The 20,273-nt window shown below is 59.4% G+C and carries 26 protein-coding genes; 7 read left to right on the top strand and 19 right to left on the bottom strand.

The window, feature by feature from the left end; all coding sequences use genetic code 11:
* Positions 1–98: 98 nt before the first annotated feature.
* Positions 99–800: an IS6 family transposase gene (locus ACK8OU_RS14520; protein WP_055661736.1), complete on the bottom strand. Its 702-nt coding sequence runs from the start codon at positions 798–800 to the stop codon at positions 99–101.
* A 140-nt stretch (positions 801–940) separates the two neighbouring features.
* Here ACK8OU_RS14520 and ACK8OU_RS14515 point away from each other — a divergent pair, with 140 nt between their 5' ends.
* From ACK8OU_RS14515 to ACK8OU_RS14495, 5 genes are all read left to right on the top strand, one after another.
* Positions 941–1,144, top strand: a complete 204-nt coding sequence (locus ACK8OU_RS14515; RefSeq protein ID WP_410304141.1) for a hypothetical protein — start codon at positions 941–943, stop codon at positions 1,142–1,144.
* Positions 1,145–1,166: 22 nt separating this feature from the next.
* Positions 1,167–1,394 carry a hypothetical protein gene (locus tag ACK8OU_RS14510; protein WP_410304140.1) on the top strand — a complete coding sequence of 76 codons (228 nt, stop codon included), beginning with the start codon at positions 1,167–1,169 and terminating at the stop codon, positions 1,392–1,394.
* A gap of 632 nt (positions 1,395–2,026) precedes the next feature.
* A complete protein-coding gene (locus ACK8OU_RS14505; protein WP_410304139.1) occupies positions 2,027–2,452 on the top strand; it encodes a hypothetical protein in 426 nt (141 codons plus the stop codon).
* 2 nt (positions 2,453–2,454) lie between these two features.
* Entirely contained in the window at positions 2,455–2,727 is a 273-nt protein-coding gene (locus tag ACK8OU_RS14500) for a hypothetical protein (protein WP_410304138.1), read from the top strand.
* Positions 2,728–2,734: 7 nt separating this feature from the next.
* Entirely contained in the window at positions 2,735–3,127 is a 393-nt protein-coding gene (locus ACK8OU_RS14495; RefSeq protein ID WP_410304137.1) for a DUF6283 family protein, read from the top strand.
* A gap of 214 nt (positions 3,128–3,341) precedes the next feature.
* On the opposite strand, the gene ACK8OU_RS14490 is transcribed toward ACK8OU_RS14495, so the two are convergent.
* The 7 genes from ACK8OU_RS14490 to ACK8OU_RS14460 are packed head-to-tail and all read right to left on the bottom strand — an operon-like array spanning position 3,342 to position 8,308.
* Entirely contained in the window at positions 3,342–3,827 is a 486-nt protein-coding gene (locus ACK8OU_RS14490) for a PH domain-containing protein (RefSeq protein ID WP_410304136.1), read from the bottom strand.
* Positions 3,824–4,501: an ABC transporter substrate-binding protein gene (locus ACK8OU_RS14485; RefSeq protein ID WP_410304135.1), complete on the bottom strand. Its 678-nt coding sequence runs from the start codon at positions 4,499–4,501 to the stop codon at positions 3,824–3,826. Before ACK8OU_RS14485 ends, ACK8OU_RS14490 begins: the two co-directional genes overlap by 4 nt.
* 7 nt (positions 4,502–4,508) lie before the next feature.
* Positions 4,509–5,093 (bottom strand): hypothetical protein, encoded by a 585-nt coding sequence (locus ACK8OU_RS14480; RefSeq protein WP_410304134.1) that lies wholly within the window; start codon positions 5,091–5,093, stop codon positions 4,509–4,511.
* Between the two features lie 12 nt (positions 5,094–5,105).
* Positions 5,106–5,414, bottom strand: coding sequence for a hypothetical protein (locus ACK8OU_RS14475; RefSeq protein WP_410304133.1), 309 nt, complete (start codon positions 5,412–5,414; stop codon positions 5,106–5,108).
* Entirely contained in the window at positions 5,393–5,938 is a 546-nt protein-coding gene (locus ACK8OU_RS14470; RefSeq protein ID WP_410304132.1) for a hypothetical protein, read from the bottom strand. Before ACK8OU_RS14470 ends, ACK8OU_RS14475 begins: the two co-directional genes overlap by 22 nt.
* Positions 5,935–7,569 carry a M23 family metallopeptidase gene (locus tag ACK8OU_RS14465; protein ID WP_410304131.1) on the bottom strand — a complete coding sequence of 545 codons (1,635 nt, stop codon included), beginning with the start codon at positions 7,567–7,569 and terminating at the stop codon, positions 5,935–5,937. Before ACK8OU_RS14465 ends, ACK8OU_RS14470 begins: the two co-directional genes overlap by 4 nt.
* A gap of 4 nt (positions 7,570–7,573) precedes the next feature.
* Entirely contained in the window at positions 7,574–8,308 is a 735-nt protein-coding gene (locus ACK8OU_RS14460; protein ID WP_410304130.1) for a hypothetical protein, read from the bottom strand.
* 77 nt (positions 8,309–8,385) lie between these two features.
* Here ACK8OU_RS14460 and ACK8OU_RS14455 point away from each other — a divergent pair, with 77 nt between their 5' ends.
* Entirely contained in the window at positions 8,386–8,760 is a 375-nt protein-coding gene (locus ACK8OU_RS14455; RefSeq protein WP_410304129.1) for a hypothetical protein, read from the top strand.
* Positions 8,761–8,768: 8 nt separating this feature from the next.
* Positions 8,769–9,356 (top strand): hypothetical protein, encoded by a 588-nt coding sequence (locus ACK8OU_RS14450; protein WP_410304128.1) that lies wholly within the window; start codon positions 8,769–8,771, stop codon positions 9,354–9,356.
* A gap of 55 nt (positions 9,357–9,411) precedes the next feature.
* Here ACK8OU_RS14450 and ACK8OU_RS14445 read toward each other — a convergent pair whose 3' ends face one another.
* The 11 genes from ACK8OU_RS14445 to ACK8OU_RS14395 all read right to left on the bottom strand — a co-directional run bounded on the left by ACK8OU_RS14445 (position 9,412) and on the right by ACK8OU_RS14395 (position 20,265).
* Positions 9,412–9,654 (bottom strand): hypothetical protein, encoded by a 243-nt coding sequence (locus ACK8OU_RS14445; RefSeq protein WP_410304127.1) that lies wholly within the window; start codon positions 9,652–9,654, stop codon positions 9,412–9,414.
* Between the two features lie 85 nt (positions 9,655–9,739).
* A complete protein-coding gene (locus ACK8OU_RS14440) occupies positions 9,740–12,187 on the bottom strand; it encodes a hypothetical protein (protein WP_410304126.1) in 2,448 nt (815 codons plus the stop codon).
* A complete protein-coding gene (locus tag ACK8OU_RS14435; RefSeq protein WP_410304125.1) occupies positions 12,187–14,466 on the bottom strand; it encodes a DotA/TraY family protein in 2,280 nt (759 codons plus the stop codon). The genes ACK8OU_RS14440 and ACK8OU_RS14435 overlap by 1 nt, the downstream gene beginning before the upstream one ends.
* The gene (locus tag ACK8OU_RS14430; RefSeq protein WP_410304124.1) at positions 14,467–16,044 is read right to left on the bottom strand and encodes a hypothetical protein; all 1,578 of its coding nucleotides are present in this window, start codon (positions 16,042–16,044) and stop codon (positions 14,467–14,469) included.
* The gene (locus ACK8OU_RS14425; protein ID WP_410304123.1) at positions 16,041–16,574 is read right to left on the bottom strand and encodes a hypothetical protein; all 534 of its coding nucleotides are present in this window, start codon (positions 16,572–16,574) and stop codon (positions 16,041–16,043) included. The genes ACK8OU_RS14430 and ACK8OU_RS14425 overlap by 4 nt, the downstream gene beginning before the upstream one ends.
* Positions 16,564–16,896 (bottom strand): hypothetical protein, encoded by a 333-nt coding sequence (locus ACK8OU_RS14420; RefSeq protein WP_410304122.1) that lies wholly within the window; start codon positions 16,894–16,896, stop codon positions 16,564–16,566. The genes ACK8OU_RS14425 and ACK8OU_RS14420 overlap by 11 nt, the downstream gene beginning before the upstream one ends.
* Positions 16,893–17,924: a hypothetical protein gene (locus tag ACK8OU_RS14415; protein ID WP_410304121.1), complete on the bottom strand. Its 1,032-nt coding sequence runs from the start codon at positions 17,922–17,924 to the stop codon at positions 16,893–16,895. The genes ACK8OU_RS14420 and ACK8OU_RS14415 overlap by 4 nt, the downstream gene beginning before the upstream one ends.
* Entirely contained in the window at positions 17,921–18,901 is a 981-nt protein-coding gene (locus ACK8OU_RS14410; RefSeq protein ID WP_410304120.1) for a hypothetical protein, read from the bottom strand. The genes ACK8OU_RS14415 and ACK8OU_RS14410 overlap by 4 nt, the downstream gene beginning before the upstream one ends.
* Complete coding sequence (locus ACK8OU_RS14405) at positions 18,898–19,647, bottom strand: hypothetical protein (RefSeq protein ID WP_410304119.1); 750 nt, start codon at positions 19,645–19,647, stop codon at positions 18,898–18,900. The genes ACK8OU_RS14410 and ACK8OU_RS14405 overlap by 4 nt, the downstream gene beginning before the upstream one ends.
* The gene (locus tag ACK8OU_RS14400) at positions 19,640–20,095 is read right to left on the bottom strand and encodes a hypothetical protein (protein ID WP_410304118.1); all 456 of its coding nucleotides are present in this window, start codon (positions 20,093–20,095) and stop codon (positions 19,640–19,642) included. Before ACK8OU_RS14400 ends, ACK8OU_RS14405 begins: the two co-directional genes overlap by 8 nt.
* Positions 20,092–20,265, bottom strand: coding sequence for a hypothetical protein (locus tag ACK8OU_RS14395; RefSeq protein WP_410304117.1), 174 nt, complete (start codon positions 20,263–20,265; stop codon positions 20,092–20,094). The genes ACK8OU_RS14400 and ACK8OU_RS14395 overlap by 4 nt, the downstream gene beginning before the upstream one ends.
* Positions 20,266–20,273 lie beyond the last annotated feature (8 nt).

Raw genomic sequence — 20,273 nt, 5'->3', positions numbered from 1 at the left:
CCTGCAGCCCAAGGCCGTAAAACCGAGGGCGCCAACCTTTGTAATGGTGTTGTCACGTTAAGTTTCTCTGGCCGGAAAGGCCAGGGGCTCGTAGATATTCAGGCGAAACAGGCCGCAATTTTCCATGCATCGAAAGCTTCGAGGCGATGGTAGCGAATTGTGTGTGCGGCTCGGCGACGAGATGGAACAGAGAAACAATTGCGCGTCGCTGAGTGCATGGAGACGAACCGTTGCAACGCTCCAGGTGACCGATGACCTTGCATGGTTCGCTCCCGTTTCCTAAACGGCAGATGGCTATTTTCGGCCCGATTATTGAGGCCCTTGTGCGACCAATGGTCAAGGCCGGGTGCCACTTCTGCCTTTGCTGCACCGTAGGAGCGGAGCTTATCGGTGATGATCCGTTTAGGAGCAAAGCCATAGCGCTTCATTAACGCCACAAGCAATCGCTTTGCCGCCCTTTTATCACGCCGCTTCTGCAAGATTTCTTCGAGAACGGAGCCATGTTGATCCACCGCACGCCAAAGCCAGAATTTTTCTCCAGCGCATTTGACGACCACTTCGTCCAAATACCAAATATCGCCGGGGCGCGCCTGACGCCGCCGCAAGTTGCGTGTGATCTGGGGGCCGAACTTGGCGATCCAACGACGAACTGTCTCGTATGATACGTCGATTCCACGCTCAAGCAGCATTTCCTCAACTTCACGCAGACTAAGGTTGAACCGCAGATAAAGCCACACCGCATGAGCAATAATCTGTGGCGGAAAACGGTGACGCTTGAAGATGATATCTGATGTCTGCATCGCCAAAATTTACGCCCAAACCGTCAGGCAGGCAACTGTAGCCCAGTTAACGTGACAACACCTCTTTCGCGGCTCGATGCCGCCGAGCGCCTGCGCGAAGACCTTGCGCCGCTCGTTTCCATCTAGCCCCGGAGGCCGATATGCGTAAGCACAGTTATCTCCCCATCAGCGAAGCCCCCACCAATGGGACGCCGATCATCGGGGTCTGCGGGGGAGTGGAAATGGCCGTCGCCTACGATGACGGCCCAATCCTCAGCGGCTGGTTCTATTGGGATGAAGATGAAGGCGGCACCACAGCGCAGATCGCCAAGCCTCAGCCCCAAGAGTGGCGAAAGCTGTTCTGATCCATATCCCTGGGAGGCCCTGATGAAGCTGACTGACAAGAGACATGTGCTGAAACGTATCGCCGCTGCCCGCGACCGGGTGCAGGCAGAGATCGCAGGCAACGCGGCTCGCGGCGGCAAATTTGCCGGGGGCCTCGCAAATGAGGGCTATGCCGGGGGCTATCTGGCAGCACTCGATGACGTTGAGGCCGCGCTTCGGCACGGCTATCCGACTGACCATCGCGGCTACTGGCGCGATCAATCCACCTAACCAACAGGCGTCGTCATGTCGGAAAAATGGCGCTGCCGTCTGTTCTGGGGAAACCCCACAACCACACCCCCGGACGGGATGCCTCGTATCATCAAGGCTGTCCTGTGTGACCGCCCCCATCCGATCCCCACCGAGATCCAGCAGATGGTCCAACCAGGAACCGAGTATGCGCCCGGCACAGGCTGGACCATAGGTTGGGAGCAGATCGCACAGCGCCCGATCCGCAGATGGAGCCAGGAGGCTCGCGCCAGAGTGCGGCTCAACAATCTGCGCCGAAGGATTGAGCGGAAGTTTCCGCTTTTCGCGGAGAGCTTCATAGCGGCCGAAATCGAAAGACGCCCGCGATACTTTGCAGGCGAGTATGAGCATGACCCACAGAACACGGGAGAATGATATGGCCCGCCAGCTCACCCTTCCAGGCATACCCTCAAAACCGCGTAGCCCGCGTGTCTGGCGGATGCGGGTTGCCGATGCGGGGCATCTGCCGGGCGGTGCCGTCAAAGGCATCCAGTTTATATGCCCACGTTGCGGCCACGATACTGGCTGGATCGAGGACCGCTGGACAATCACCCAGAACCGGCGCGGGCTTCCTTGCCCATGCTGCAATCAAACGGCATCACGGAGTTTGACCGATGGCTCTCAAGATCGGTGATAGCTGCTACCGCGCCCGGTTGGATGGAACGCGGATCGAGTATTGGGAATATGTCCTGCGCACGATCCGCACTCGCCATGGCGTCACCTATGGCTATTGGTGGTGCAAGCTGCCTGGTGTGACATGGGGTAAGCTGTCACCGAAGCATGGCGACTATGGATGGCTCCCCAACGCCTGGACGGGCTTTCGTGACCGGAAGCCCATCGACAAAGGCAGGCCCCATGCGGCGTCCAAGGCGGGCGCTCTGCGTGACGAAATAGCCTCCCTGCGGGGCCTCATCGTTGACTATGGCGCGGACTGCCATTTCGATGATGATGACGGGCCTACGCTGGCGGAACAGCTCAAGTCCGCACTCGCCGCCCAGAAGCGGCTACGCCAGTCCAAATCAGCCACCAGCAGGAAGTGAAGATGATCGTCACGCACAAAGAATACCTGCCGAGCTTTGGCCTTCTACAGGAAGACCAAGCGCCAGTCTGCAAATACACCATCCTGTCGATCAATGAGGCCGTGCGCGACTGCGCGGCCTATGAGGGTGTTGGCCCTACGATGAACGGCGCAAGCGATGCCGAAACAGATGCCCTCATGCGGCGCATAAAGGCGGGTGGATCGAAGATCGGCGAAGACCGCGCTCGTGAACTGTTCAGCGAGATCGAGGAAATGGGGCTGCGCTATCGCCTCTGACAACACCATGAAGCCGCCCAAAGCCCCATGTGGCTCTTGCCCTTACCGCACAGACACCCCGGCCGGGATCTGGTCGCGAGAGGAATACGAGAAGCTCCCGGCCTATGACGGGGAAACCTGGGAACAACCACCACAGGTTTTCATGTGCCATCAGCGCGATGGCTGCGTCTGCGGAGGCTGGATCATGACTCATGATCGTGACCACCTTCTGGCCCTGCGCCTTCACGCTCGTCACCTTGACCCGGCCATCTGGGACTACGCGCCAGACGTTGAGGTTTTCGCCTCTGGACGTGATGCGGCCGAGCATGGGATTGCCGGTATCGAAAGGCCATCACCCGAAGCGAAGCGAAAAATTGCCGGGCTGATCCGCCTAGAACAGAGAAAGGGGCCACACCGTTGACGGCTGGCCTCCATTCTCGGAATCTGGCCCCGTAAGAGGAACTGAAAGGAGCTGATCGATGGATGATCGATTGCTGCAAGAACAGCGCAGACGGGAGGATGAAGACAGGCGCAGGCGTGAGGAAGACCAGCGTAGGCGTGAAGATGAACGCCGGATGGAAGAGCAGCGCCGGAGAGCCGAGGAAATGCGCAGGCGCTAAGAACAGCCGAGCCGACTACTGGCTTGTAGTCGGTTTCCGGCGCAAGGATAGCACAGCATTCTGGATGGCCTCGGGATCATCAAGCAGTTTCATGCGCAACAAGGATGCCCCGCGCATATCCACCACCAGATCACCCGTTCCCATGATCCGCTGGAACAGCGTCTGGTGCAGGTCGATGCTGGCGATTTCCTGAATCGGGATCTTCGCCACGGTTCTATTGAGAACGCCTTTCGCATAGACCAGCTGGTCTTCTTCGATGGTCAGGCGAGTGCATGACCATTGCACCGCCGAAATGAGAACCGACGAAACGGCACCGATGGCTATCAGTGCCACGGTGCTGATCTGGATGCGCGAGTAGAGGTTCGCGGGCAGGGCAAAGCGATCTGAAACCATGCCGCTCATGGCGAGGAGGATCGCCAGCAAAGCGCCGGCGAATATCCAAGGCACGAGCTTATCGACAAAGAACCACCAGTGCATCCGGTGCGGTGTTTCCTTACTCATTCGTCATCCCCCCACGGATCGGGCGAGGCCATGCGCTGCAAGAACCTGCCCTTGTCCTGGGACACTTCACTCCACATGGTGCCCAGAACAAGCTGCTGACTTGCGAGCATCGAATTGCTGTCGATGATAAGGTCACGCAGCGCGGGCCGGTTCTGATCGAGGCCAGAAACGACCCAATCTATGGCGACAGCCTCGTCCAGCGCTTCCCCCCGCAACCGCGTCCCGACGCGCACGATACCGGGTCCAAGAGTGTTGACGCTCACCACATCGATCTGCTCACCCCGATACCCTTGGAACGCAGACACATAGCCTTTGGCCGTCACCGACAAGAGAGAGCGGGCCAGTGCCCGCCGCTCGTCATCATTCAGCGCCGCCACAAGATCTGGCGGAACGCTGTTGCGCAGCACAAAGCCCCAATCGACCGAACGCTCCACCAGCGCTGTCATCGCCTGTAGCCGCCCTTGGGGCGGCAGCTGATAGACGCGCAGCGCCCCCCCTGCGATGGACGCCACGGCGTCCACAGCACGGTCCTCGGAGGCGGCGTCACGCGGCGCGGCCGCATGGGCCGCTTGCGGGGCCGAATTGCTGCTCGGATCGGCCTGATAGCCGTGAGCATGACCGGCGACCAGAGCGACTACGCCTGCGACGGTGGCGATCCCGATTTTATGGAGCACCGCTCTCTCACGTCCCCAAGATCGTGCAGACATTATCCAGCGAAATGTCCAGGCCGAAGGTGTTGGAGAAGATCACGGCCAGATCAGTCATGAAGAATGCGCACAGCCCCCCAAAGGCAAAGCCGATAACCTTTAACCCGATGCCTTGGCCCTGGAATGACGTGATCCGGGTGTAGGCAAGGAAACCCGCCCATGCCCATGCCGTAATCCCGATGCACATCCAGAACAGGATAACTCCTGCCTTGACCCGATCACACCATGGGCTGGTGGCGGGTGGCGGCAGGTAGGAGAGCATGTTGTAGGTCTCGTCCCCCCCCAGCACGAACGTCCCGGCCGCGTCCCACAGCAGAACGAGCGGCACCGACATAGCACCGCCCAACACCCACAGCCCGAGCGCCTTCCAAGGTGTCGGCGTTCCCTGACCATAAGATTGTCCGCGACCGCCATCGGTTGCCGCCCTCCACGCGATGTGGCCGCCAGAAACGACACAGGCAAGCCCCCCGAGGGCCAGCAATGCCAGGATAAGCTCGATGTAATAGGGAAAGACACCTGTCAGCCTGACCAGCATGGTGTCGAGGCTTGGAATTTCCATGTCGCGCCCGCCTTATTTTTCCAGCACCACGCCAGTATTCAGATACTCGCGCAGTGCGTTATATTTCTCGGCCAGATCGTTATAGCCTCGGATCAAGCGCTCATTCGTCTCTTCGAGCGCGAGGATGCGATCCTCGGCGCGGCGCACCTGGATCGCCAGCAGGTTCGGATCGAGATACTGGTTCGGCACATATTCATCGACGGCAACCGCGTTCGGCTCCACCGCTCTCTGTGCCGGTCCCTGTTGCTGCGCACTCGCTTGCCCCGTGGCGACAACACCCGCCAGAACGACGACAGCGATTATTTTGCGTGCAGATAGCATTGAATGAAATCCTCTGTTTCGGACACAACCGATGCCTCGGCTGCGATGCTGATCTCCCCGGTCTTCTTCCCATCCACCACGAGCGCTGGCGCATCGTTGGGTTTCGTGCCGAAAGGATCGGTGACGATGAATGCCGGGGCGTCTGTCGCGCCCATAACGCAACCACCCATCCCGAGCATCGACGTGTCTTCGTCGGGTGCTGTCGCCGCCCACTTCTGGTAAATGTCCTGGACATACCAGATGACTTCCTTGGACAGGCTGTTCTGTTGACCAACGAAAACAGAGACGCGAGCGCCACGCTGAACGGCCGCAACAAGGGCCTCGGCCTCGGGCTTGGTCAGCTCGCCACGAGTATGGAAAATCACCACGGACTGCGCCGCGTTGATGGTATCGATCGCGCACCCCGTCCCGCACTCCGGCCAGCTGCCAGTCGAGAGTTTGGACCAGTCCAGCGCCTCGATTTCCGCCATCGCCATGACGGGAACCGTTACCGCCAGCAGCACCCCCGCAATCACTCGTTTCATTGTGCATGTTCTCCCGCTGTAGATGACACCATTGTTGCCCAGGCCGCGTTCGGCCGAGACCGGCTAGAGCTGTAGAGCTGCGCCCTGGTAAACTCGTCGGCCGCGATCTTGGTGAGGTCAAGAACCGCATCCCGGAACTCTCCCATGGCCATGTCGGCCGCATAGCCAACGTCAGCTAGGTGTCCTATGGGGTTTGTTCCCAGCTCTGACGCGGAGACCCCGCCGCCTGTGCTTGCCATCGGCATACCCGTGAGGTTCCCGACTTGGCAGTTGTTCGCCAGCGTCAGTCCATCCGGGCGCGAAATCCCCTGCGAGGCATAAGCCGCAGCCAACTCGGCGGGGAAGGCGACACGGTTGGGCAAGAACGGTTCTGGGTTGACGAAATAGAAGCTGCTCGGCAGCGCCGAGGCCACCTGATCGGCCGTCAACGGATTTTCATCCTTTGAGCCAGTCCAGCCACCAGGCGATTCCCAGATACGGGACTCCATCCCCACACCTTGGAGCTTCGATCCCTCGATCAAGCTGCCCAGGTGCAAGTGGATTGCGCCAGCCGATCCGCTATCGCCCATCGTCCCGATCTGGGTGTCAGGGGTCACAACCGTCCCGATCTGCCGCACGTCGCGATGGACCGAATCCAGGTGCATGAAGACAAACCGCTGCGATCCGTCGCTTGTCTCGATTACAACGCGGTTTCCGCCGCTACCGGAACCCGCAACCACCACCCGGCCGTTCACTCCGGCATAGATTGGATCGCCTCGGCCGACACCATTCACCAAATCCAAGCCTTGGTGCCAACCAGCCGACGCCCTGCCCGTTCTATCGACGCCATAGGGCGACGAAACCCGCTGACCACTTGTGGACATGATCGGGTGCGTCATGCAGACCCCCGAGACGCTTCCCGCGTTCGCCGCCGCTGCCTGGGCCACCTGATCGACGGTATAGCTCCCGCCAGCCCCTCCGGCACTACCGCCATAGCCCGATGCGCCAGCGATACCGCCATGCGCCGCTGCACCGCTCACCAGTCGCCCCATCACATACTGATCGAGCCGTTCTACCGTCTGCTGTGACGGGAAGTTCTGGGCGAGGATCGTAGACAGGTTATTGAGGTTTGCGCCTGTAAAGCCCGAACGAACGAAGTTGTTCATCCCCCCGGCACCAAGGAAGTGAGCGCCAGAGAGCAGCCCACCCTCGGTAACGAGAACCCCGTTCACGACTTTCCCGATTTGCCCCTTGGTGGAAGCACTCAAAGAGCGCCAGTTGCGAAGGGTAAATTCATCGAAAGCCTGATCCTGCAACCGCCGCCCGGCTTCGGTAGTTAAAAAATCATTGATCGTGTTCACTCCCATCGCCTGGGACTTTCCCGTGAACACCACGCTATCCCAATCCCACACGCCGGTCGGGCTAGACACATATCCCAGGTCGGCCAGCGTCTGGGGCATGAACTGATAGGCCCCAGCTGCCTTGCCGGTCACGAGGTTGAGGATTTCGTAACGACGCCCGGACTCCGGCCCCATCACCGCAACCCGAAAATCCTCGAAGTCGAACCCCCCGGAAATGCTCTGCGCAACGGCTGGTGCAGCCGTCAGTGCAAGCGCGGTCGAAACGACTAGGGCGGCAAGGGTGCTGCGCATTGGTCTACTCCACATAGCGAGGATTTCTCGGCGGCGACTGCGCTGGCGCAGGCTCGATCATGTTCAGCTGCGAGACGGCTCCCGTCCCGAGGTCGATCTGGGAAACGGCCGTCTCAAGCTGATATTCAACGAGAACGCGCCCATCAGCCTCTAGGAAGCCCCACGGCACGTCGAGATTGATGAAGATCGACCTCGGCGGCTGTCCATCGCGCAGAACCACCAGCGGGCACTGCGCCCCGCCCTCGGCACAGACGCTGGTTGTCGCGAGGCGAACGCCCTTAATGGTTTCACCAGATTCCGACCGGAACAGATATGTCATGTTCGCCGGGCTGTTCTCCGGGGTCTCGGCCAGATCATCCGAGAAAGGAGCAATCGCAGCCGCGAAATCCTCGGCGCTCGCCGGGCCAGCCGCAACAGCCTCTTCCGCGATCAGCGGAACGAAGCCTTTGTTCCGCCACTGCCACTGCCTGCCGTCAGCCACTATGCGTTTGAAATATGACCGAGGGTCATCCACGAGGCCCGTCACGTCTCGGCCGTGGAATACCTCGATCCATGTGCTATCCGGCACCGACCAGAAGAGAACGCGCTTTCCGCCCTGCCACTCCTGAAGAAGCTCTGCGGGAGCTTGGCCGTCTAGGTCTATGTCCGACCTATCGGCCGGGTTATCTTGCGCAAGCGCCGGGCCGGTCAGAAGGCCCGCAAGTCCGGCGATTGCGATGTATCGGAGCGCTGGTTTCACGGCCCGCCTCTCATATGAGTTCTGGTGTTCCAGCTTAATTTACAGTATGTGTTTAGATAGAGAAAGGAGTTTATACCATGACTGCCTTGAAAAAACCGGCCATCTATCGTGGCGAATATGCCTATCGTCAGGGCTTCGCGCTTGAAGAGCCGCTGCCCGAATATCTGGCCGAGCTGGTCGATGCGACCCACACCGGCCTGAAGAACGATGACACCTTCTCTGCCGTCGCAGAGATCGATCTCGGCGCAGATCTTCCCAAGTATCGCCTGGTGCTGGACCTGACCGGCATGACGCTCACAATCCGGGCTAACGGTGAAGAGGAAGACACCCACCGCCCCCTGTCGATGTTCGAGCACTTCGGGGGCATCCGCGACATCCTATCCGGCCTGGTGCAGGGCGGCGGGTTGCCGATGGAAGTTGACCCCAACCGCGTTCACATCCAACTGAGCTGAGGTCGCCAATGGCCGACGAGGAAAAGAAGAAGGAACCACCGCGCCACGGAATAGGCAGCATTCTATTCCCATGGCGCAAGGTGAAGGGCCTCAATCCCCGCAATTTCTGGCGCTCGCGCCTGTCCGGCCAGCGGGATGTTGGGTCCAGCTTCGCTTTCGCGGTATCGGCCATCAAGAAGGGGCGACAGCGAACAACCTGCCCGAACTGCGGCGCTGTCGGCAGCATTTCCCTACAAGACGCCATTCACCACGACAGCGGTGACACCACCTATGTCTTGGGCTGCGATCATTGCGAACACGTCGAAGAAGTCGAGATGATGCTGGAAGCCGTCAGTCGGACCATAGACGAGCTGCGGATTGGCGAGCGCCGCTTTCTCATAGCCTCGGGCTGCGCGGCTGCATTCGGCTTCCTTTATTACTTCCTGACCGGCTATCTGTTCACCCTGTTCGGAGCGATGCTGATAGCAGCTACCTTGCTGGTCAATGCTTTGTCTCTGCGCTACCGCGTGTGGCAATATGTCCACCGCCGTCTTTACGAAAAGAAGGCCCCCGTGCGTGACTGGTTAAGACACGAATTTTCGTCATCTTCGACATGAAAAAAGCCGGGGCATTCCCCGGCTTTTCGTTGTCATCCTGCGCTTTCAGCTATCGTCAGTTCCAATTTTCCCTGCGCCGACGAATATCGGCAGCATCCATCATGTTCCTGCGATAGCTTTCCAGCTCATCGTTGTGCCGAGCCAGGGTCAAGTCGGACTTCATCCGCGCATTGATGACCCGAGCGGTTTCCTTGAGATCTTCCTTGTGGGTTTCCGGCCCGATGAAAAGGAGCTTCCGCAGAAGCCGCTCTCCGAAGCTGGCCCGAGGGGGCAGCAGCGCTGTTCCGTTCGTCGCCATCAGAACCTCCTTTCCTAAACTCTATCTAAATATAGTGTGTGTGAGCGGATTTTTCAACCGTCAAGAAACGCGCTTTGTCAACCACCTATCCTGACATGCGCTCTCGACCGGCAGTCCGAACCCTCCTGACTTGAACCGTCTCTTCCGCCCGTTCAACCTGGCTCTCCACATCATCCAGGGCGGTGCTGCTTTTCACAGACAGCTCTCGCATCTTCGCCGCGCGGACCTGCGCGAGATCCAGCACAACATCATTCAGCACGGCGCTGTAGCGCTGCGACTTCACCTTGCGGCCGAGATAGGCTTGAACCATGTCAGTGGTTCCCGACTGCTTCGCCCCCCTCTCTAACCGCTCAACCAAATGCAGGTAGGAGTCGAACAGCATTTCCTTCTCTTCCTCGGGCACCGAAGCCGGTTTCATCTGCCGCTCCTCGGCCCGAAACGCCAGATAGGACAGCCAATCGTCAGGGCCAACATGCCTCGGTTCAGCACTGTAGGTCAGGCGGTTAACACGGCCTTCCATGATTGACTGCGCAGTGGCGCTGATCTGGATGGCCAGCTCCGGGTTTCCAGCGAGTTGAAGTTCCGCTCGCATCTTGTCCTTCTCTTCCGGCGCAAGCGGCAAGACGTAAGCCGCATTCACCGGACTGACGGAATCGGGACTGTAGTCGCCGCCGCAATACAAAGACAAAAGCCGAACGACCTTCACGGACTGATCTGTGATGACCTTCTTGCCCTTGCGCGAGAATATTGGGGTGCCAAGGATGAAGGTGAATTTTCCATCCTTCTGGGCGCTCATGTCGTCATAGTTGAGCCGCGACACGCTTTGCAGTCGGCTGCGTCCGTCATCCAGGCGCGTCGTCCCGACACCCGAATAGTTCATCTCCACGTCCTCGATCACCTGAACGTGGGCTTCCCCGGCTCGGCTCGCTGCAAACTTGTAGGTTGCGCTGTCGGAACCAGAGGTCATCCGGCCCACCAGCGCGATATTGGTGTTCTCCTGCGTAGCGTTACCTTCGCTCTCCGACACCTCCATGAGGTTGTCGATGTTCTGGACGCCGAACGTGATGGAATACCCCAGGCTTCGGGCCTGGGCTGGTGCGACAGCAAAGCCCTCAACGACAAAATACCCATACTCATCGCAGAGGATGAAGTAGGGCGTAGGGCCTCGGGCTACCTCTTGGTCTGCCATCACCTGACGCCACTCGCCGCTGACAGGCCCGGCCAGACCTGTCGCCAGTGTGTTCTTGATCGCTGCGACCGCCATTTTCCCCAACGGCTGCATGTTCTGCTTGCTGCGCTCCAGCGCGGGCAGAAGACCGACTAGCAGCCTTCGATTGCGGGCCATGTCAAGGAAATCGATCTCACCGATGGTCGTGTTGTAGATGTGGCCGTAGTTGAAGCTCAAATCCGTGATCGGCTTCACGACCTGCATGGTCAGGAACCCGTGCTGCTTTACGACCTCGGCGCGAGATTCGTCGGCCTGGGGCGGCGGGCCTTCTCCACGGCCCATGAAGGGCTGTGGCGGACCAACCGTATAGCCTGGGATATTCTCAAGGTAGATGCGAAGGCCCATCAGGTATTCCTGCCGCAGGAAATCCTGCTCTTCCTTCGGCAACCTCACTCTCTTGCCGTTGTGATCGATGAAGGCACAGTGCCAGTAAAGATCCTCGACGGCATTCAGGGGCAAGAACCTCGACAGCATGTCAGCGTTGAGAACGATATACCCCCGTCCGCTCAAGTAATTGAGAGGCGGAATAAGGCCCTGGATCAGCGCAATGGCGCGGTCGCTCCACATAGGATCGGAACCGGGCGCTGAGAGCAGCGAGATCAGGATTTCCGTCATCTGGCTCGAACCCATCTTCTGTAGTGGGTTGAAGGTATTCGAGCGCTTTTCATTGCGGAAAAGCTGGGCATCCTGCCCGCCCATCACATAGTTGAGGCTATACACGTCCTCATCCCGCCAGAAGAGCCGCGCCAGAGAGATAACCCCCTTGAGGGAGCCTTTCATTTCACCCTTGCCGTCGATCATCATGACGCCGGAATCGTGAACGAGCGCGTTGCATGTCTCTGCAAGAAGCTCTTCCGTCTTACCGGAGCCGGTTGTCCCGATTACGATGCGGTGCGTTCTCGCATCACTAAGGGACGCCCATGTCTCGCGGTTCGTTTCAAGGCAAAAACCGATGTAAACGTCACCTTCCCCCGGCGCGTTGGACATTTCGTCCAGATACTCGCGACCAGTCATTTTGCTCACATAGAGCGGCACCCGTGCAGGGGCCGACCAAACCTTCTTCTTATAGTTGTAGTGCTTGCGGAAGAAGATCAGAGCGCCGACGAACAGCAGCTCCGGCAGGAAAGGCACCCAGAAGAAGATGGCGCAGGCGAAGGCCATTGCCACAAAGATCGTGATCGTTCCGCTGGGCGTGTTTGCCTCATCCGAGAGCTTCTGCCCCCAGCTCCGCATATCGACACGACGGCTCTCGACCTTGACCTCATCGCGGCGAGAAATCCCCTTGTAGTTGGATTTCGATGACATCATTTACCCCCTGAGATGCGCGGCCGGTTCATGACATTCGCGATTTTGGCCCGCGCTGCCCGCGCACCAATCGCGGCCTGCCCACCAAGCCCTTCCATGCTGCCTTTGAAGGCCCCCCCTGTAGGCGGGCCAACCTGGGCGCGACCGGCATGGGACATATTCTCCCCAAGCGCGTCACGGTTGAGCGGCGAAGCCAAGCCACCGATCCAGTTCATCACCGCGTCACCAAAGAGATTGATGAGCGAAGAGCAATGCAAGGCGAGCAGGATCGAGGTATAGGCATAAAGTCCAATCAGCCCGAACATCATCACAATAGCCATCAGACCCCAGCCGGGCGTCATCACCATCAGCATGTTCCCGAAGAGGATGCCCAGGATTTGGTTTCCCAGCCACAGCAGTAGAACGCAGGCGATCATGCCCACCATGATGAAGAACGGCCGGAGCAACAGACCGCACATTGTCACCATAACCTTGTTCCAAGGTCCGATCATTGAAGGCTCTCGCGCCGGAACAAGCCACATCAGCAAAGCAAGGGGCAAGGCGAATACAGCCTCTATAACCAGCGCGAACCACGAAATGACCCCGGAAAAGAAATAGATAATCGGGATCGACGGGATGATGAGCATGAACACCACCCCAATAGCGAGAATATAGAAACCCATCGTTTTGACGGGGCCAGTGATGACACCGACCAGACCGTCAAGATTGACAACGCTCGCCAGCCCCTCCGCAAGCGACCCTCCCGCCACCAAAGGACCGCCGATTAGGAACATATTTGATCCCATTTCAGTGTATTCCATGAAGGGGTCTTTGAAGTTCGCAGAATCGTTCGTCCCAGGGCCGAGCTTCTCAATGAAATACCGATAGACCATTTGGGCATACTGGCTTCCCATTTCGGCACCGGCATCTGTTCCCATGGGGCTGGTCTGCGAGCCAGCGTCGGGCTGCGACAGGCGGTCAACGAAAGCGACCTGGCTTTCTAGGTATTCAAAATCTCGCTCTACGGGCTGGAATGCAGCCTGACTGACAGAGTTCTCGGCCCGCCATGACCCCCATATGCCCGTGCCGAAGATTTTTCCGATGCGGTGCTGTGGATCAACTGTCAAATTGAGATTGCTCTGCAATTCCCGCAGCGTCGTGTGCAGCGATGCCAACCCCCGCTGCCAGATCGGAGCCATGATCCAGCCGTTTTCCGTAACAGAAGAGACCAGATCGTTGTGGATTTGCTCGACCGCAGCGCTATCCGCAGTAAGCCCGCCCCGGCTGTTGAAAATCTGTAGAGCGGCATCGCTCGCGATGGAGCGAAATTCTTCCTGCACGACAGCATCGTTGCGCAGACTGCCTGTCGTATTGCCGGGATCGCCCGAGTAAATCCTATCTGCCAGCGCAACGGCTCGCGGCCGCACGGTCGTCTGCAACGTCTCTACAACCGCATTATAGACATCGTTCTTCGCGAGCGTTGCAAGGTTTTCAGAGAAGGCAAAGAGAGAGGTTGATGCGCCAGGCGCACTGTCTGCATCCGGCACGTTATAGTTGATGCTATACCTTACGGAGCCGCAAATGTCGTTGCTGGCATCAGCGCCGCTACCTGTTTGGTAGAACCACTCGAAAGTCTTTGCCTCACCAGAATAGTCAGCGTTACCCGTCCACCCGTTGATAACGTCCATGCTGATTGTTCGGGGCACCGCCCGTGGACTGGTCTGCGCTTGCACATTCAGCGTGGTTGCAAGGCGGTCCATATGCAGCTCGCACAAGCGACCAAGCACCATGGTGTAGGCCGCTTCCCCCATCTTGCCTCGAAGCGCCCAATCTCCCCCGGATAAAGCACCTGTGGGCGACGTATATGCGGCTCCGTCGAGGGTTTCGGTCGCAAACCAGTTCCAGCCCTGGTTCGCGATACCGCTACCCATGATGGCGACACCGAAGGCCAGCAGCTGAATGACAGAGAACCCGCCGCTCACCGGCAGAAACGCCAACGCTGCGGCTCCGGCCCGCAGGAAAGTATTTTTGGTGTCCGTAGAACGGCCAAGAACTTGCCCGTCAGATGCAGTGTCGGCCACCATCGACAGAAAGGTATAAGCCCCGACAATCACAGCCAACCCGAGAACAATCATGTTCATCATGCCGATCAGCGGCGACAAGAAGGTGCCGATCTCATTGTAGGCATCATCTCTGCCTGCCAAGAAGGGGATGATGCCGCCAAAAAGACGCTCCAGCGCGTTCAGCGCATAGTCGCTTTGTGCCTCAACATACAGGTCGGAAAAGCTGTCGGGTTCCATCTACCGCCCTCTCATGCTCATACGGCCGGGAGCATGACGCTGTTGCTCTACAGCCTCGTCCGGTAGCTCCACCGAAAGCTCTGTCATGACGCCCCGCGCTGCGCCAAAGTTGCGAACCACCTGGATCGTGCGGTCCATCACATCGGCATCGAGCGGCGCGTAGTTGATATGATGCCCGGCCACGGCGTGACCCCCTAGACGGTCAAGATTGCCGTGCATTTCCAAGCAGCGCGTCCGCAGCGCGTTCTCGACCAGTCGGGCAAATACCTCTTCCGGGTCGCGCAGGTAGGCGACATACTTTTCGTCATCCAGGCTGCGCAGGCCGCGCATCTTGCCTTCGGCAAGAGTGCCATCCATGGCCTCCATGAGGCCCGATCCATGGATGATCTCGTCATACTTGACCGGATCATCACCCAACCGGCGTGAAAGACCGTGCGCAATTTCGTGCAGAGCTGTGCCAACCGTTGATTGCGCGAAGACGATAGCATTGGACTGATCCACAAACTCATCGCCAGCGGTATCTTTGCCGGTTCGCGTCTGCGAATATTGAGCACCGCGCATACTCTGGTTTGCCATGCCCTGCACCACACGGATGCGCGTGTTCGCCGGGAAAACCTCGGACGGCTCCATGCCAAACGTGTCAGCGACAAAGCTGATCGCGGACGAGAGCCGCGCCTGATACTCGCGAGCGGCCAGAGTGGTTGTGTCGGCAGAGACCTCGAAGCGAAACCCGTGAACCTCGCGCCGGAAGCCTTCCGACAGCGGAGCGCTCACCGCCTGGGGCCTGTCCAGATCCAGCACCAAATCACGCGCATCGGGCAGGCTTTGGATATACTCGGCAGCTGCTACGGCCTCGACGGTCTCGGGGCTATATCCCAGCGCCAGCGCATTCTTGCGCGCTTCGCGCAGCTGGTATCCATCAAGATCGATCCGGCGCAACACGTCTTCCAGATCGTTCCGAGCGGCATCAGTATCGATGCCCGTCAGGCGCTCGATCTGGGCAATCGTTTCATCGTCGTAACGAACGGCAGCAATTTTCGCGAAATGCGTGGACATGCCGTCCGACAGGCTGGCGGAAACCCTTTCGGCCAGCTCCCAGAGCTTGCCACCCGTGGCCCCAAGGGACGCCCCCTTGAAACTGATCTGGCGTTCGCGGGCCTTCTCGATCATGTCGAGCGCCCGCGCACGGATGGCATCCGGCAAGTGCTTCATCGACTGGTCGATATGCTCTTTCCCAACGTAGATTGGCCGATCCACGCCTTCCAAGACCTCACCCTGGCGCAGCTCATCGCGTGGCGCTATCGCTTTGCTGACTGCATCGTCGTCAAAGACCACAGCCAGCGAACGCGCAATCTCCGTGAAGTCACGAAATTCGCCGTAGTGCCGAATGGAAAGACCATCCTCCGGCTTGACCCATCCATTGAGAGCGACCGCCTCGATGCGGCCTGCCGCAAGGCGATCCTCCATCGCGTCGGCATTGGAAAAGGTCAGCTCAAGATAGGCCGATCCTGTTTCGCTGATCTTTCGGTCCAGCTTCGCGCCTTCGTTCGTGAGGTCGAACCACCGCTTGATGCTCATGCCGCAGCCTCCTTCTCGTTTTGCTTTCGGTGCTTGCGATAGATAACCGGGTTCCCCAGCTGGCTCCGGGCATGGCGCAGCTTGGACGTGAACTCGAAATTCTCCATCGCGATTGGCGAGGCCACGTTGCCGTTGGCAAAGCGGACGGCCTTCAAGAGATTGATGCTCCCGCCTTCGAGAGCAGCGCATCCGTCGATGATCGGCATAACACCAAGCTCGCCGCCAGCATCATCGCCTCGCTTTTGGTAAATACCGTAGGCGATGAGGATCAACTCCTGCGGATCAGCCCCAGCGATGCTGCCGGTCAGGCGCTCCGCATAGATCCACCGCGCTCCCGTATCGATGCGATCCGCGCCATTCTCGGTCACGAGGTTCAACACCAGATGACGCCACCCATGGCTCGGAAGCAGGTCCAGCTCTCGCAGGACGTTGGAAAACGATATTTCTGCAAGGATCGCTTGGGCACCCTTCCCAACGACCGCTGACGTTTCCTCGCCAATAGCTTCAAGGGTTGTGAGATCACTGGCCATTATCCCCCCCGTCTCCGAGCAAAGCGTCCTGCCGGATTGCGTCAGGGGTGATAGATACCCCCGTTGAATCGACGCCCAGAGAGCGCAGCCGCTCCAAGAACAGATCGCCCGGCATCTTCGGGGTCTGATCGGCCATCGGTTTCAGATCTCGCACAAACGCCTGCAAGCCAGCGCCCAGCACAGCCGGGTTCTGCTTCCACCCAGCAACCCCTCCCTCAAAGATTTCATCGGACTGGCCGACCATGCTGGCCGGGGCCAGCTGATCGGCAATGTCGTCAGCGTCTACATCGAAGGGGGCAAGGGATGGCAGTGCGAGCATCATTGTGCGGATTCTCCTGCCACGAGCGTTCCGACGATGACGGTCATACGATCCGTCGATTCCTCGCGCAGCTGACGAACCGTCATCGCAAGTGAACGGATGCGGGCAATCTCTTTCAGGATGCCCGGCTCCGACTTCGTGACCATCGATGCCGCCCATTGCTCATATTCGGGACCGCCGCCATAGCGGGAGAGCATCCATTCAAGGTGCTCATGCACATCGGCCGAGGAAGACTCTGGTCCTGCGCTGACACCAGCGCGGATGGAGCGGATATGCCCCAGGGACACCAGCGCCGGAGACTGGAATGCTTCCAATCGCGCAGCGAACAGATTTTGGGTGGCCTGTGCCGCGCCCCCTGCCGAGGCCGAGGCACCGCCCTCGCCCAGCGCGAATTTCTGCAAAGGAAGGCCAGTCAGGTTGTTGATGAATGCCTGAACGTCTTCCTCGCTCGCATTGGGATCAAGCAGCGATGCTCGCACATTCAGCGTGACCTCATTCGCGTCGGCAATCCGGCGACGGATGATCTCGTCAACATTCGGCGTCCCACCCGGACGAACATCAATCCCCTCATCCGTCACAAAGTCCCGTGCAGCTGCGCTGGCAACAGTGACCGACTGCGAAAAGTCGGAGAGCCGGGCTACAACCGCACAGTTGTCGGGCGGCTGTCCCGCATCGCCATAGGTCTCATAGGCCCGCGCAACGGCAAGCCGAGCCATATTGGCCGAGACGGCCTCGGCATTGGCTTCGTTCGCCTTCAGATCGGTCGTAGCGATCTGGTTGTCAGTGACAGCCCGCTGCGCGGTAAGCACCCGGATTGCCGAGGTCACATCACGCGCTGTTTGCGCATTTTCGCGAGCAACAGCCGCCGAATAACCATCGACCGCCGTCTGTATGGCCGTCTGGGTGGATGAATGCTGGTTCTGCCAAGTCGGATCGAACACCGAACACACCGCGCCACCGCCCGCAAAGGCAGGAGCGGCGCCAAAGGCGATGAATGATCCGAGCAGAGAAATGCGGAACAGCGTCTTCATTGTCGAACCTCTGCTGTTGTCGTTGCCTCAACCATTCTGGTCGCCCGTGCCAGGGAGAAGGACGCAAGCCCAAGCTCAAGATCGAGCTGATGTTCAAGAGCACGAATTTCGGCCACGAGGTTCGCGGCCTCGGCGCGGCTCATGTCGAGAAGAACCGCTCGAAGTGGCGAAGTGGCGAGGCGAGCCGCCCATTCCGCACCGCCATCTGTTCCTGTCCAAGTTCCCGACAGCTCCGAAATCGCAGCGTCAACGCTCCCCTCTTCGTTGCTGACGGCCGAGCGCATCAGCAGATACTGCGACACCGACCGCTGCGCATCGCGCTGCAAGCGATCTACTTCCTGGATTGCGCCAGCGGCATTGCCCTGCCCGCTCTGCGGTGGCCCCATCAGCCAGTCGATATAGCGAGCGATTTCGGCATCCGTTCCGCCGTTGAAAATGACCGAGCTTGACGTGCCCTCGCCTCCTTCGGTGAGGGCAAACCAATCCGCAGTTGCTCGACCATCCTGAGCGACGTAAGGGCGATTGACGATCTGCGCCTGGATAGCATCCATCCGTGCCTGTTCGCTGGCACGAGCGTCGGCCACCGCCCGGCTACGGTCCACCACAGCGCAGGCGTTGAAACCTACGTCACCATAACGCTCCTGTGCATCAAGCACTGCTTGCCGGTTCTGCGCCGCTACAATCGCCTGCGCATTGGCCTCTTCGGCTCGCAGCCGCACAGCTGCGTCCTGGTTCCCGCTCACAGCCGTCTGCTTGGTCGCGACCGCGAGGGCCGAAAGGATCTGCGCCCGTTGCGCCGCCTCTGTCTGGATCATCGTCGTCTGATGCCCGCGGATCAGCTCGACAATCGACCGCTCCAGGGCGGTCGTTCGATTGTTGACGCGCATTTCGACGCCAGCACATGTTGCCGCGATGGCGCTTCCCGCGCCCGACAGCATCAGAGCCGTCGAAACAGCCCAGATACGGATACCCTTCATTCCAGGCCCTCCATGATCGACCCGCCGATGATCTCTCGTGCCATGCTGCGCTCCGCTGCTTGGCGCTGTGCGATCAGGCGGGAAATGGCACTTGCGGCCCCGGTCTTCGGAACCACGGTCGGCAGTGGTGCAACGCGGTCGATGTAGTCGATGCCGGTTGCCACCTCTTCAGCGCCGGATGCACCGCCATTCATCCAGATCGAGGCGTTGGTGTCGCCAGCTGTCGGACCAGTGTTGTAGCCGACGCCAGCAAGAGACGCGCAAAGCCCCGCGTCGAACTCTTCCTGCGAGCAGTAGAATTCTGCGCGGCGGCGGTTGAGCGTGGCCTGAACCATACCGGCATCCCCATGGCTATCCATGAACGCTTGATCGGCTTCGGCTAAGACCGACCCAAGCTGCGCATTGCGCTGCGCCGCCGTCTGCGCCAGCTGGCGCATCTGGACAGGGCCACAAGCCGCGTTGGTCTGGTCCCGGCCGACCGAGAAAGCGCTGACAGCAGCATTCAGGCCAGATCGCACATCAAACTGCGCGATTGCGGTCGCGTTGGCTTCGGCGCTTTTCAGCGCGGCCGTCGCAACCTGGTTGCCGCTTGCACCTGTCTGGGCCGTCTTGATCCGCAAGCCAGACACCAACTGCTGGAACGCAACTTGCAGCTCGCCCATCGCCTGGCCGAACTGCTGTGCGGATGCGGGTGTGGTTGCGACGGCCAACGCCAGAACAAGCGCTGTCCCTTTGATCTTAGCCATTGCCGCCGCCGACCCGTATCTGGCCGTCCGAGATGATCCCCCGGATTTCCTCGGACAGTCCGCTGTTCCAATCGACCAGAGACGTATTCAGGTTGTTGGTCACATCCCCGATTTGCTCATTGGCAATATCGCAGGCTTTCTGAACTGCGTCGTTCAGAAGGTTGTTCACCACATCCTGACCAAGGTTCGCAACCAAACCGGAAAGGTCTGGAATCGCGCGGCTAAAGTCGATGACGTTCAGAAGGTTCGAGTTGATGCAGCTGCTCTCGCCCTGGAAGAACGAGGCCACATCCGTTTGCGCGGCTTCGATGCTCTTGATCTGACGTTCAAGCGCTGCCTGCGCTGCCTGCTCAACAACGCACCCGCCACCCGCAGTCTGTGCGCTCGCGACGGATACCATTCCCATGCTGGCGATCACCGCCAGAAACGCAGACGCTCGATGCTTCACGGCTCATCTCCTTCCGAAAGAACAGCTTCAACCGTAGGCGCACTCTCAACGAGCTGATGGAAAATCCAGGTGCGGATCAACGATCCGTCATCCACTTCCTCGGCGTCCGGTTCATTACCGGCGAGCGTGAGGACGGCCGCACCAACCTGTTTTTCTGCCAATTCACTCATGCAGAGCA

The sequence above is a fragment of the Pontitalea aquivivens genome (assembly GCF_046507575.1).
Classification (GTDB): domain Bacteria; phylum Pseudomonadota; class Alphaproteobacteria; order Rhodobacterales; family Rhodobacteraceae; genus Pontitalea; species Pontitalea aquivivens.
This window is presented reverse-complemented; position numbering and strand designations above follow the sequence as displayed.

What these genes read in the sequence shown, in the direction of transcription:
- ACK8OU_RS14520 (WP_055661736.1), bottom strand. Translation starts at nt 800, where the DNA reads ATGCAGACATCAGATATCATCTTCAAGCGTCACCGTTTTCCGCCACAG.
- ACK8OU_RS14515 (WP_410304141.1), top strand. Translation starts at nt 941, where the DNA reads ATGCGTAAGCACAGTTATCTCCCCATCAGCGAAGCCCCCACCAATGGG.
- ACK8OU_RS14510 (WP_410304140.1), top strand. Translation starts at nt 1,167, where the DNA reads ATGAAGCTGACTGACAAGAGACATGTGCTGAAACGTATCGCCGCTGCC.
- ACK8OU_RS14505 (WP_410304139.1), top strand. Translation starts at nt 2,027, where the DNA reads ATGGCTCTCAAGATCGGTGATAGCTGCTACCGCGCCCGGTTGGATGGA.
- ACK8OU_RS14500 (WP_410304138.1), top strand. Translation starts at nt 2,455, where the DNA reads ATGATCGTCACGCACAAAGAATACCTGCCGAGCTTTGGCCTTCTACAG.
- ACK8OU_RS14495 (WP_410304137.1), top strand. Translation starts at nt 2,735, where the DNA reads ATGAAGCCGCCCAAAGCCCCATGTGGCTCTTGCCCTTACCGCACAGAC.
- ACK8OU_RS14490 (WP_410304136.1), bottom strand. Translation starts at nt 3,827, where the DNA reads ATGAGTAAGGAAACACCGCACCGGATGCACTGGTGGTTCTTTGTCGAT.
- ACK8OU_RS14480 (WP_410304134.1), bottom strand. Translation starts at nt 5,093, where the DNA reads ATGGAAATTCCAAGCCTCGACACCATGCTGGTCAGGCTGACAGGTGTC.
- ACK8OU_RS14475 (WP_410304133.1), bottom strand. Translation starts at nt 5,414, where the DNA reads ATGCTATCTGCACGCAAAATAATCGCTGTCGTCGTTCTGGCGGGTGTT.
- ACK8OU_RS14470 (WP_410304132.1), bottom strand. Translation starts at nt 5,938, where the DNA reads ATGAAACGAGTGATTGCGGGGGTGCTGCTGGCGGTAACGGTTCCCGTC.
- ACK8OU_RS14465 (WP_410304131.1), bottom strand. Translation starts at nt 7,569, where the DNA reads ATGCGCAGCACCCTTGCCGCCCTAGTCGTTTCGACCGCGCTTGCACTG.
- ACK8OU_RS14455 (WP_410304129.1), top strand. Translation starts at nt 8,386, where the DNA reads ATGACTGCCTTGAAAAAACCGGCCATCTATCGTGGCGAATATGCCTAT.
- ACK8OU_RS14450 (WP_410304128.1), top strand. Translation starts at nt 8,769, where the DNA reads ATGGCCGACGAGGAAAAGAAGAAGGAACCACCGCGCCACGGAATAGGC.
- ACK8OU_RS14445 (WP_410304127.1), bottom strand. Translation starts at nt 9,654, where the DNA reads ATGGCGACGAACGGAACAGCGCTGCTGCCCCCTCGGGCCAGCTTCGGA.
- ACK8OU_RS14440 (WP_410304126.1), bottom strand. Translation starts at nt 12,187, where the DNA reads ATGTCATCGAAATCCAACTACAAGGGGATTTCTCGCCGCGATGAGGTC.
- ACK8OU_RS14435 (WP_410304125.1), bottom strand. Translation starts at nt 14,466, where the DNA reads ATGGAACCCGACAGCTTTTCCGACCTGTATGTTGAGGCACAAAGCGAC.
- ACK8OU_RS14430 (WP_410304124.1), bottom strand. Translation starts at nt 16,044, where the DNA reads ATGAGCATCAAGCGGTGGTTCGACCTCACGAACGAAGGCGCGAAGCTG.
- ACK8OU_RS14425 (WP_410304123.1), bottom strand. Translation starts at nt 16,574, where the DNA reads ATGGCCAGTGATCTCACAACCCTTGAAGCTATTGGCGAGGAAACGTCA.
- ACK8OU_RS14420 (WP_410304122.1), bottom strand. Translation starts at nt 16,896, where the DNA reads ATGATGCTCGCACTGCCATCCCTTGCCCCCTTCGATGTAGACGCTGAC.
- ACK8OU_RS14415 (WP_410304121.1), bottom strand. Translation starts at nt 17,924, where the DNA reads ATGAAGACGCTGTTCCGCATTTCTCTGCTCGGATCATTCATCGCCTTT.
- ACK8OU_RS14410 (WP_410304120.1), bottom strand. Translation starts at nt 18,901, where the DNA reads ATGAAGGGTATCCGTATCTGGGCTGTTTCGACGGCTCTGATGCTGTCG.
- ACK8OU_RS14405 (WP_410304119.1), bottom strand. Translation starts at nt 19,647, where the DNA reads ATGGCTAAGATCAAAGGGACAGCGCTTGTTCTGGCGTTGGCCGTCGCA.
- ACK8OU_RS14395 (WP_410304117.1), bottom strand. Translation starts at nt 20,265, where the DNA reads ATGAGTGAATTGGCAGAAAAACAGGTTGGTGCGGCCGTCCTCACGCTC.